Annotated in this window: 9 protein-coding genes and 1 tRNA gene; 5 read left to right on the top strand and 5 right to left on the bottom strand. The window is 73.6% G+C overall.

Annotated elements, in window-relative coordinates:
• Positions 1 to 347: 347 nt before the first annotated feature.
• Positions 348 to 1,511, bottom strand: a complete 1,164-nt coding sequence (locus tag ABD879_RS22875) for an OmpA family protein (RefSeq protein ID WP_345023608.1) — start codon at positions 1,509 to 1,511, stop codon at positions 348 to 350.
• A gap of 212 nt (positions 1,512 to 1,723) precedes the next feature.
• Here ABD879_RS22875 and ABD879_RS22870 point away from each other — a divergent pair, with 212 nt between their 5' ends.
• The 3 genes from ABD879_RS22870 (at position 1,724) to ABD879_RS22860 (ending at position 5,206) form a co-directional block, all read left to right on the top strand.
• A complete protein-coding gene (locus ABD879_RS22870; protein ID WP_345023607.1) occupies positions 1,724 to 3,067 on the top strand; it encodes an MFS transporter in 1,344 nt (447 codons plus the stop codon).
• A 79-nt stretch (positions 3,068 to 3,146) separates the two neighbouring features.
• The gene (locus ABD879_RS22865; RefSeq protein ID WP_345023606.1) at positions 3,147 to 3,830 is read left to right on the top strand and encodes a response regulator transcription factor; all 684 of its coding nucleotides are present in this window, start codon (positions 3,147 to 3,149) and stop codon (positions 3,828 to 3,830) included.
• Positions 3,830 to 5,206, top strand: a complete 1,377-nt coding sequence (locus tag ABD879_RS22860; protein ID WP_345023605.1) for a sensor histidine kinase — start codon at positions 3,830 to 3,832, stop codon at positions 5,204 to 5,206. The genes ABD879_RS22865 and ABD879_RS22860 overlap by 1 nt, the downstream gene beginning before the upstream one ends.
• On the opposite strand, the gene ABD879_RS22855 is transcribed toward ABD879_RS22860, so the two are convergent.
• The 4 genes from ABD879_RS22855 to ABD879_RS22840 form a co-directional block, all read right to left on the bottom strand.
• On the bottom strand, positions 5,197 to 6,168 hold the full coding sequence (locus tag ABD879_RS22855; RefSeq protein WP_345023604.1) for a TAXI family TRAP transporter solute-binding subunit: 972 nt from the start codon (positions 6,166 to 6,168) through the stop codon (positions 5,197 to 5,199). The two genes, ABD879_RS22860 and ABD879_RS22855, sit on opposite strands and share 10 nt — an antisense overlap.
• 9 nt (positions 6,169 to 6,177) lie before the next feature.
• The gene (locus ABD879_RS22850) at positions 6,178 to 8,055 is read right to left on the bottom strand and encodes a glycoside hydrolase family 3 protein (RefSeq protein WP_345023603.1); all 1,878 of its coding nucleotides are present in this window, start codon (positions 8,053 to 8,055) and stop codon (positions 6,178 to 6,180) included.
• A 159-nt stretch (positions 8,056 to 8,214) separates the two neighbouring features.
• A tRNA-Ser gene (locus ABD879_RS22845) sits at positions 8,215 to 8,299 on the bottom strand.
• Between the two features lie 272 nt (positions 8,300 to 8,571).
• A complete protein-coding gene (locus ABD879_RS22840) occupies positions 8,572 to 8,811 on the bottom strand; it encodes a sigma factor-like helix-turn-helix DNA-binding protein (RefSeq protein ID WP_345023602.1) in 240 nt (79 codons plus the stop codon).
• A 634-nt stretch (positions 8,812 to 9,445) separates the two neighbouring features.
• Between ABD879_RS22840 and ABD879_RS22835 the strand changes: the two genes are divergently transcribed.
• Positions 9,446 to 9,937 carry a hypothetical protein gene (locus ABD879_RS22835; protein ID WP_345023601.1) on the top strand — a complete coding sequence of 164 codons (492 nt, stop codon included), beginning with the start codon at positions 9,446 to 9,448 and terminating at the stop codon, positions 9,935 to 9,937.
• A 153-nt stretch (positions 9,938 to 10,090) separates the two neighbouring features.
• The gene (locus ABD879_RS22830) at positions 10,091 to 11,008 is read left to right on the top strand and encodes a hypothetical protein (RefSeq protein WP_345023600.1); all 918 of its coding nucleotides are present in this window, start codon (positions 10,091 to 10,093) and stop codon (positions 11,006 to 11,008) included.
• Positions 11,009 to 11,059 lie beyond the last annotated feature (51 nt).

Genomic DNA, 11,059 nt, shown 5'->3' with positions numbered 1-11,059 from the left:
CGTTCCGGGACGCTAAGCGCCCCAAGTGATCACGTCAACGAACGCGGCCGAGTGTGGCGGAAGGCGCCAGAGATGTCCGCGGGACCTGGCGGATTTCGCCAGCCGCACCCTTCATGTCACAGCCCCGACACCGAAAACCGACAAACCGGAAACAGGCGGGCCGGAATTCCGCCGACCGCTGCCGGAGAGAGGTTCCCGCCGACGCGACCTCGGACCGGGCGGACCACGCCGGAACCGATCCGCCCCCCACACCGAGTGCAGCCGTCCCCGATACGGACCGCGCCCGGGGATCGAAGGGCCGGTCGGGGCCGGTCGGCGGCCCCGACCGGCGTGCTCCCGGCGCGGGCTCAGTCGCGGCCGACCGAGATGACGACGCGGCGGTTCTTGGCCCGGCCGCGCGGGTTGTCGGAGCCGTCGGCGTTGGTGTTGGGCGCGACGGGCTTGGTCTCCCCGTAACCGGCGATCTTCAGCCGGGAGCGGGCGATGCCGCCGCGGGTGGCCAGCCAGTCGGCGACGGCCTGGGCACGGCGCCGCGACAGCTCCAGGTTGGCGGCCTCGTCGCCCTTGGCGTCGGTGTGCCCGTCCACCCGGACCGCCGCGTCCGCCGGCGCCTCCTCCTTGATCGAGGCGGCCACCTTGGCCAGTTCGGCCGCCGCCTGCGGCCTGATGTCGGCCTTGCCGAACTCGAACAGCACGTCGGCGTCCATGCGGTAGGCCACCTGGTTCCTGTCCTCCAGGACCTCGGTGCGCCCGACCATGCGGCCGCGCAGGCTCGCACCGGGGAACGAGACGCCCGGCACCGACACGCCGGGGACGCTGACACCGGGCACCGTCACACCGGGGATGCACTCGCCCTTGTCGTTGCAGGCCCCCCGCCGGTACAGGGAGCCCCGGTAAAGAGAGCCCCGGTACAGGGAGCCGCGGTAGAGGGAGCTGCGGTAGACGCCGGCGACGTATCCGCCTTCGGGCCCCGGCTTCTCCTGGCACACCTCGGGGACGGACACGCCCTTTCGGTAGACGGCCTCACGCCGCACGGCCTCGCGGCGCACGGGCTCCAGATGGATGCCGCCCGCGTCGACGCCGGGGATCTCCACCGCCGGGATCTCCACCGCGGGGATCATGGTCGGCGGGATCGTCACGGCGCCCAGGCAGCCGCCCGGCGCCTCATGCACGGTCACGCACTGCGCGGGGATGCGCTGCGCGGGGATGTTCACGCCCGGGATCGTCACGGCCGGGATCACCTCGCCGCCGATGCGGGCCTCGGGGATGTGCACCGGCTCGGAGCGCACGGCGGGGATCTCGACCGCCGGGATGAGCTTGCCGCCGCGCGGGCAGCTCTTCGGCTCGGGGGTCCCCGCCCCCGGCACGGCCGTGAGCGACGCACTCGCCGAAGGCCGGGGCGACGCCGCGCCGCCCGCCTTCCGGTCGGAGTCCTCGCTCCCGCTGCCCCCGCATCCCGCACCGATCAGGGACACCAGCCCCATCATCGCCACAAGAGTCTGCTTTCTCACATGGCGGGATGGTAGGACCAGGACACGACAGAACGCGAACCGTTAGACACCCCGCCCACCGGCGGACACCGCACCCAGATGTCCGCTTTGTTAACCGGACGTTAGATCTGGGGCCTCGTTGTTGAACGCGGTTCGGCGGATCGGTGACGCTTCGGGGGCCTGCGGTGACGCAGGTCACCCCGTTCCCGTCCCGTGATGCGAGGAGGTGCCCGGTGACGACGACGTTGTCCGGCGGCACGCCGTCCCGGCCCGCGCGGCGCCCGTGGCAGGCGCTGGTCGGCGGTTCGATCGGCAACCTGGTCGAGTGGTACGACTGGTTCGTCTACTCCAGCTTCGCCGTCTACTTCGCGGCCTCGTTCTTCCCCAAGGGGAACTCGACCGCGCAGCTGCTCAACACGATGGGCATCTTCGCCGTCGGGTTCTTCATGCGCCCGGTCGGCGGCTGGCTGCTGGGGCGCCTCGGCGACCGGCGCGGCCGCAAGGCCGCGCTGACCGCCACGGTCACGCTCATGTCGGTCAGCGCGCTGCTGATCGCCATCGCGCCGACCTATGACGCCGTCGGCTACTTCGGCGCCGTGGTGCTGCTGGTGGCGCGGCTGCTGCAGGGCCTGTCGGTCGGCGGCGAGTACGCGGCCAGCGCCACCTACCTGACGGAGGCGTCGACGCCCGGGCGGCGCGGCTTCTTCTCCAGCTTCCAGTACGTGTCGATGACCGCGGGCCAGCTGTGCGGGCTCGGCCTGCAGATCCTGCTGCAGCGCACCATGTCGGACGACACGCTGCACTCCTGGGGCTGGCGGATCCCGTTCATCGTCGGCGCGGTGGGCGCGGCGGTGGTGTTCTACCTGCGCCGCAACCTGCTGGAGACCGAGGCCTACGAGGTCGAGGAGGGGGCCGCCGCGCCCGCCGAGCGCGGCACGCTGGCCGGCCTGTTCCGGCACCGCCGGGAGTTCGCGCTGGTCATCGCGCTGACCATGGGCGGCACGGTGGCGTACTACACCTACACCACCTACCTGACCAAGTACCTGTCCAACACCGCGGGCATGAGCAAGGACGACGCCACGCTGGTCAGCTTCTGCGCGCTGACGGTGTTCATGTTCCTGCAGCCCGCCGCGGGCGCGCTGTCGGACCGGATCGGCCGCCGACCGCTTTTGATCTCGTTCGGCGTGGGGTCCATGCTGGGCACCGTGCCGATCATGACGGCGCTGCGGGACGTCAGCGGGTTCTGGCCCGCGCTGGCGCTGATGCTGGGCGGCCTGGTGATCGTCACCGGCTACACCTCGATCAACGCGGTGGTCAAGGCCGAGCTGTTCCCCACCCACGTGCGGGCGCTGGGCGTGGCGCTGCCGTACGCGCTGGCCAACGCCATGTTCGGCGGGACCGCCGAGTACGTGGCGCTGTGGTTCAAGCAGGGCGGCATCGAGTCCGGGTTCTACTGGTACGTCTCGGGCTGCGCGGCGGTGTCGCTGGTGGTGTACGTGACGATGCGCGAGACGCGGCACGCCGTGCTGTCGCGCGCCGAGCAGGCCCCGGCCGCCGAACTCGCGGGCCGCGGCTGACCCGGCGCGAAGCCGCACCGCGAGCACCTACCCTTGCTCCGGACGGGGCAAGGGTAGGTCTGTGCCGGATGGGGTGGGCATGCGGGTGCTGTTGGTCGAGGACGACGACCGGCTCGCCGACGCGCTCGGTACGGCCCTGACCGGGCGCGGCCACCGCGTCGAGCGGGTGGTGCGGGCCGACGACGGGCTGCGGCTGAAGGACCGCTGCGACTTCGTCCTGCTGGACCTCGGCCTGCCCGACATGGACGGCCTGGACATGCTGCGGCGGCTGCGCCGGGTGTCGGCCGTGCCGGTCATCGTGATCACCGCGCGCACCGAGGAGCGGGCCGTGCTGCGCGGCCTGCGCGCCGGGGCCGACGACTACCTGGTCAAACCGTTCCGGATCATGGAGCTGCTGGCGCGCATGGACGCGGTGGCCCGCCGCTCCGTCCCGCCGCCCGGCCGGTCTCCCGCGCCCGCCGACCCGGCCGAGGTCGTCCAGGCCGGGGACGTGCGGATCGACCTGCGCGCCCGCGAGGTCACCGTGGCCGGCGCCCCGGTCGCCCTGACCCGCCGCGAGTTCGACGTGCTGGCGCTGCTGGCGCGCGAGCCGGGCGTGGTGCGCAGCCGCGAGGAGATCCTGGACGCGGTGTGGGGCGACGCGTTCCTGGCCGCGTCCCGGTCGCTGGACGTGCACATCGCCGGGATCCGGGCCAAGACGGGCCGTCCGGGACTGGTGCGCACGCTGCGCGGCACCGGCTACCGGCTGGGCGCCGGGGACTGATGCGCCGCCGGCTGCTGCTGACCTACCTGGCGCTGATCGGCGGCCTGGTGCTGGCGCTGGCGGTGCCGCTGGGCTGGGCGTACGCCCAGCAGCGCACGGGCGTGCTGCTGCTGGACCGGCGCGCCGACGCCACCCGCCTGGCCGAGCTGACCGACCAGGCCGTCCGCGAGGGCGACACCTCCGTGCTCGACAGCGAGGTGCGCCGGTACGCCGCCCTGTACGGGGCGGGCGTGGAGATCCGCGACGCCTCGCGCACCGTGCTGATCCGCTCCGGCGCCGTGCACCCGCCCGACGCCGCGGCGGTGCGGCGCGCCCTGGCCGGGCGCACCACCGAGCGGCTGCCGCTGGTCACCCCGTTCGGCCCGGGCCGGGTGGTGGTGGCCGAGCCCGCCGGGCGGGACGCGCAGGTCGTCGGCATGGTGCTGGTGGAGGCGCCGACGCGCGACGCCCGCCGCGACATCGCGCTGGTGTGGCTGGCCCTGGCCGGCGCGGCCGCCGCCGCGTTCACCGTCGCCGTGGTGGCGGCGCGGCGGCTGACCCGCTGGACGCTGCGTCCGGTGGCCGAGCTGGACGCCGCCACCGAGGCGATCGCGGCGGGCCGCATGCACGCCCGCGCCGCGGTCGGCGGACCGGGCCCGTCGGAGCTGCGCCGCCTGGAGGAGCGGTTCAACGCCATGGCCGACGCGGTGTCGGCGGCGCTGGAGCGCCAGCGCGCCTTCGTCGCCGACGCCTCCCACGAGCTGCGCACCCCGCTGGCGGTGCTGTCGCTGCGGCTGGAGAACCTGCAGCCGCACCTGCGCGACACCGGCGCCGACGAGCACCGGCGGGCCCTGGAGGAGGTCGACCGGCTGGGCGCGATGCTGGAGGACCTGCTCACCCTGGCCCGCCTGGAGTCGGGCGCGGGCGCGGCGGCCGGTCCGGTGGACCTGGTCGCCGAGCTGGCGCCCCGGCTGGACGCCTGGGGCGAGGTCGCCGCGGCCCGCACCGTCGGCCTGCGCGCCGACCTGCCGGAGCGGCTCACCGCGCACTGCCCGCCCGACACCGCCGGACGCGTCGCCGACATCGCCATCGACAACGCGCTCAAGTTCGTGCCGGAGGGCGGGCGGGTCACCGTGTCGCTGGCGGCGTGCGACGGCGCGGCCGTGCTGCGCGTCGCCGACGACGGGCCCGGCCTGGACCCGGGCGAGCTGGCGGCGGCGCGGCGCCGGTTCTGGCGGTCGCCGCGGCACGGCAACGTCGAGGGCAGCGGGCTCGGCCTGGCCATCGCCGACGAGCTGGCCCGCGCGGGCGGCGGCACCCTGGAGCTGCGGCCCGCCGACCCGCACGGCCTGGTCGTCGAGCTGCGCCTGCCGCTCGACGCGTACGGTCAGCCGTAGACGGAGCGGTAGTAGCGGACGGCGCCCGGGTGCAGCGGCACGGTGCCGGTGCCGATGGCGTACCGCTCGTCCAGGTAGCCGCCGGGCACCTCCGGCCCCGGCAGGCGGTCGCGGGCGCGGAACATCACGCGCGTGACCGTCTCGGCCAGGCCGGACGACAGGTCGCGGCGCGCCACCAGGTAGCTCGGCACCCCCACCGTGGGCACCTCCGCGGCCTGCCGGTAGGTCCCCGCGGGCACCGACACGCCCACGTAGGTGGGGCCGTGCGCGCGGCGCAGCGCCAGGATCAGCCCGTCCAGCGGCACCAGCCGCACCGGCGTGCGGGCGGCCAGGTCGGCGATCGCCTTGGTCGGCACGCCGCCGGACCAGAAGAACGCCTCCACGTCGCCGGCGGCCAGCGCCGCGCACGACTCGACCAGGCCGAGCCGGACGGCCCGGACGGGGCGCGGCAGCCCGGCCGCGCGCAGCACCCGCTCCCCCAGCACGGCCGTGCCCGACCCTTCGGCGCCCAGCGACACGCGGCGTCCCGCCAGGTCGGTGACGCGCCGCACCGGCGAGTCCGCGGCCACCACCAGGTGCGTGTAGTTGAGGTAGATGCGGGCCAGCGCGGTCACCGGCAGGGCCGTGCGGAACGCGCCGCGCCCCGCGACGGCGTCGGCGGCGCTGTCGCTCAGCGCCAGCGCCAGGTCGGCACGGCCCGCGGCGAGCATCCGCAGGTTCTCCACGCTGGCCGAGGTGGTCAGCACGTCGACGGTCAGGCCGCGGACGCGGCGCCGCAGCTCCTGGGCCAGCCGCCGCGCGAACGGCTCGTACTGCCCGTCGGTGGGGCCGCCCGCCAGCACCAGCCGCCGGTCGGCCGAGCCGCCGGAGCCGTCCGAGCAGCCCGCCAGCGCGGCCGCGGCCGCCGCGGCGCCCACGTGCAGGACGCCGCGGCGGCTCACAGCGAAGACCGCGGTCGGCACCCGCCCACGTTACCGCCGGTAGGTGAGGCCGTAGCCGTACGGGAACAGCGGCTTCTTGCCGTCTCCGTGGTTGATCGGCTGCTGGTCGAAGCTCCGCATCCACGTCATCGGCAGTCTGCCGGTGGGCTTGGCGACGCCGAACAGCACGTCGGCGACGCCGCGTCCCTCGGTGCCCGGCAGCCAGGACGCCACCAGCGCGTCCCAGTCCGGCAGCTGCGCGGCGATGTCCAGCGGCCGCCCGGACACCAGCACCACGATCACCGGGACGCCGGCGGCGCGCAGCCGCTCGATCGTCGCCAGGTCCTCGGGGTCCAGGCCCAGGCCGTCGGGCCGGTCGCCCTCGCCCTCGGCGTACGGCAGCTCGCCGACGACGGCGATCGCCGCCTTGTAGGAGCCGTCGATCCCCGTGCCGTCCCGGCTGTAGTCCACGGTGGTGGACCGCCCCACCGTCTGCCGGATGCCCTGCAGGATCGTGGTGCCGGGCGTGACGTCCCCCGGCGAGCCCTGCCAGGTGATCGTCCAGCCGCCGCTCTGGATGCCGATGTCGTCGGCGGCCCGGCCCGCCACGAAGATCTTGTTGCGGTCGCGGGCGAGCGGCAGCACCCCGCCGTCGTTCTTCAGCAGCACCTGCGACTCGGCCACGGCGCGGCGGGCCAGCGCGCGGTGCCGCGGGCTGCCGACCGTGCGCAGCAGGCCGCGGTCGGCGTAGGGCCGCTCGAACAGGCCCAGCTCGAACTTCTTGGTGAGGATGCGCCGGTTGGCGTCGTCGATGCGGGCCATGGGCACGTGCCCGGCCCGCACCTCGCCGCGCAGCGTGTCGATGAAGCGGCGCCAGTCCTGCGGCACCATCACCATGTCGATCCCGGCGTTGATCGCGGTGGCGACCTCCTGCGCGGTGAACCCGGGCCGCCCGTCGATCTGGTCGATGCCGTTCCAGTCGGAGACGACGAAGCCGGTGAAGCCGAGCTCCTTCTTCAGCACGTCGGTGATCAGGTAGCGGTGCCCGTGCACCTTCACCCCGTTCCACGAGCTGAAGGAGACCATCACCGACCCGACGCCGCGCCGCACCGCCGCCCGGAACGGCGGCAGGTGGATCCGGCGCAGCTCGGCCTCGGAGATCTTCGTGTCGCCCTGGTCGTCGCCGCCCTCGGTGCCGCCGTCGCCGACGTAGTGCTTGGCCGTGGCCAGGATCGACGTGCGGCCGTCCAGCCGCCGCCCCTGGAACCCGTCCACGATCACCGACATGGCGGCGGGCAGCTCGGGGACCTCGCCGAACGACTCGTAGGTTCGGCCCCAGCGGTCGTCGCGGGCGACGCACAGGCACGGCGCGAACGTCCAGTCGACGCCGGTGGCCGCGACCTCCTCGGCGGTGGCGCGGCCGATCTCGCGCACCAGGCCCGGGTCGCGGGTGGCGCCGAGCCCGATGTTGTGCGGGAAGATCGTCGCACCCACCACGTTGTTGTGGCCGTGCACGGCGTCCACACCGTAGATCACCGGGATGCGCCTGGGGGTGGCCAGCGCGGCGCGCTGGAACCCGTCGTACATGTCCGCCCACGCCTCGGCCGTGTTGGGGGTGGGCGTGGACCCGCCGCCCGACAGCACCGATCCGATGCGGTACCGGGTGACGTCGTCGGCGGTGACGCTGCCGCGTTCGGCCTGCGTCATCTGGCCGATCTTCTCGTCCAGCGTCATGCGGGACAGCAGGTCCTCGACGCGCTCGCGCACGGGCCGCCGCGCGTCGAGGTAGGCGGGGCCGTGCGCGGGCCGGGCGGTCTGCGCCGCGGCCGGGACGGCGGTGCCGGCGCCGGCGAACGCCAGCAGCGCCGCCGCGAGCACGGCGGTCTTCGCCCTGCGGCCGGGCAGGGAACGGGACGGGGAGCGACTCATCTCGCCTCCGGGGTGGGCCAACAGTTCAGCGGACCGTGCGTTCCCCTCTCATCACCGGCAACTTAAGCCCCGCGGGCCCCGGCGAACAGCCCCCGTCCACTACCGGCCGCCGTCCGAAACGCGCAAAGCGCGCCCCCCGTGGGGGCGCGCTCGTGTGAGCGGAGGGTGCGAGAATCGAACTCGCGCAGGGAGAACCCTGACGACGGCTTAGCAAGCCGCTGCCTTACCGCTCGGCCAACCCTCCGGAACGTCAGAAACCGCCCGCGCGGACTCCGGCCGCCAGGCGATGCGCGGATCGGGACGGCGCCGTCACGTCCCGCCGCGTCCGCCGCCAAGACCGGACGGGCCGCGCATCCGGCTACTGTGACGCCGCATCGCCGTCTCCTTCCGTTCTCGGTCGCGCGTTACGGCAATCAGGTTGCCGCAGGTGCCGCCGGGTGTGCAAGACGTTTTCGCCAGCGGCGGCGCGGACGGCGGGCGCGGGGCGCGGGGCCGGCGCCCCGCGCCCGTCTCGTCTCAGCCGGGAGCCTCGCAGGCGTCCCGCAGCGCTCTGAGTGCGTGATAGACGCGGGCCTTGACGACCTCCACGGGAAGCCCGAGCGACGCGGCCGCCTCGTTGACCGACCGCCTGCGGAAGTACGTCTCGGTCAGGATCTCTCGGTGCGCCCACGACAGCGACCGGAACGCCCGCGCCGCGGGCTCGTGCATGGGAGCGGGCGCCGTCTGGCCCGCGCTTTTGCCGGTTCGCAGTGCCACACCCAGAACCTCGCATCTCCACACCACCCCCGACGATCCCCTTATGCCGCACTTAAGGTTGTCTTGCGAAGCGGTTCATTCGCCTCACGTCCGGCGGGGTCCGGTGGAGTCGCCCCAGGAGCCGTCCACCTGCACAGCCCGTGAAGGGAGAGGCGGCGGACCGTCCGCATGAGTCGAGCCGCGTCGGCCGAGACCGACAGGCGGTGGCTCCCCGGACCGGCTCCCCGCCTCCTCCCCCCACAGGAGCGAGGCACGCAGACATGCGGCGGACGTCCCGCGCGTCCGTAGTCAAGGCGGGACGGTGACACCGGTGCGGATGCCGCATGTCATCACCGCGTTCGCCTGCGCGTACGGCGTGTGCACCGGCCCCGGTTGCCGCGTGTGCCGCGCCGCCCGATGGAAGCGCCACGAGCAGGGCTGCCGCGTTCCCGACCTGTGGTTGTGATCCGTTCCCACGCTGCTGCGACGCGACGGAAGGGGCGGAGCGTCCCGCATCCTCGGGGCTTTGTCAGCCCCGTCCTGCATCATCAGGCCGAGCCGACGCATGGCACCTCCGGGCGTAGCGGCCGAAACGGGTGCGCTGCGCGCGGAGAGTCGGCGGTCTCGTGGCCTCAATGTCGAAAGGCGCAGAAGGGTGAAGAAGTCAAAGGTTCCCGAAGAAGACCAGTACAAGATTCTGGCCGCGTTCGAAAGGGAACGCGACGACATCATCAAGATGTTCAAGGAGATCTTCGCGTTCCCTTATGTGGAGGAGACCACAATGGTCATGCTGGAGGCGCTGACGGACACCGCCGGGATCGGATTCGACGTCTACCCCAACTACGAGCCCATGGAGCGGGCACCGCTGACCGAAGCGGACCGGGGATCGAATGTCATCCGCCCGGGGGATATCGTGTCCGGAGGAAGCGTTTCCCTCGGCGAGATCTTCGACGACGAAGAGCTGCTCTGGAGCGACCGGCTGGACAGCTATCTCTTCGTCGCGGAGCAGCTGCTGGTCAAATGGCTGGGCAAGCGGATGAAGGAGGTCGAAGGGTACGACACCTTCCCGTATCCCATCTGCATATGTTTTCAGGGGGACGAGCCGTACTACTGGGATCTGGCCACGGGCAAGAGACTGCGGGTCTGATTCTCCTCGGGAGCGGCCGCCTCCTGCTTTGAAGCCCTCCCCCGCGAAGCGCCGGCCGGGAGGCGCCGTCTTCCCGCGGACGCGGTGAACCAGGGCGGCGGTCTGGGAGTCGTACCCCGAGTCAGCCTTCCCTACGTCCCCTACGGAGAGAACATGACCGAGCCCGACGTGCTGGGCCGCGCGCTGCTCAAGGCGTTCGCCGACCGCGGCTACCAGGCGGTCTTCCCGGACGCCGACACCGTCGCCGTCACGCTGCCGGACGGCACGCAGGTCAAGAGCGATATCCGGGAGTGGCGCCGGTACGCCGGGCGCAACTCGATGGCGGCGCTGCCCGGCATCGCCGCCGAGTTCGTCGAGAAGATGGAGGGGGACCTGCGCCGGGCGGCGCAAGCGGACGCGGCGCCCGAAGGCGACCTGCGCCTGCGGATCTACACCGAGGACGCCCTGCCGCAGGAGGTCTGGGACACGCTGGTCGTCCGGCCGCTGGCGCCCGGCCTGCTGGAGTGCGTGGTCGTCGACCTCCCCGACGCCATCTCGCCGCTGCACAAGTCCGCGCTGGGCGGCATGACCGCCGACGAGGCGTTCGCGCGGGCGCTGGCGCGGTCGGTGGACGGGGAGCCGCACCACATCATGACGCGCGAGCTGTACGGGGTGCCGCTGACGCACGTCAGCGGCGAGCACCGCTACGTCGGCGCGCACGTGCACGTGCTGAAGCGGTATGTGGACCCGGCCGCGTCCCCGCACGGGGCGCTGGTCGCCTTCCCGATCCCCGAGCTGCTGCTGGTCCACCCGATCGGGCGGACGCAGATCTTCTCGGCGATGCACGCCATGCAGGCGCTGGCCGCCCGGCACGTGGAGGTCGGCGAGAAGGCGCTCACCCCGCAGGTCTACTGGTGGCGCCCGGGCGCCTACGAGGCGCTGGACGAGGCGGCGGCGCCGGCGGGCGGCGGCGTGCCCGACCTGCGGCCGGTCCGCGCCGAGATCGACGAAGAGAACGCCAAGGTGAGCCTGTACAGCGACGAGGCGTTCGCCGAGCTGGTGCAGCGGCTCCTCGACGAGCGGCGGGACTAGGTGTTCTGTCCCGACAGGTTGGTGACGCGGCTGGCGGGTGGGAGGCCGCCG

Origin of the sequence: Actinomadura keratinilytica, from assembly GCF_039539665.1 — a bacterium.
Lineage (GTDB): Bacteria > Actinomycetota > Actinomycetes > Streptosporangiales > Streptosporangiaceae > Spirillospora > Spirillospora keratinilytica.
Note: the sequence above shows the minus strand (reverse complement) of the source record. Positions and strands in the feature narration are given on the sequence as shown.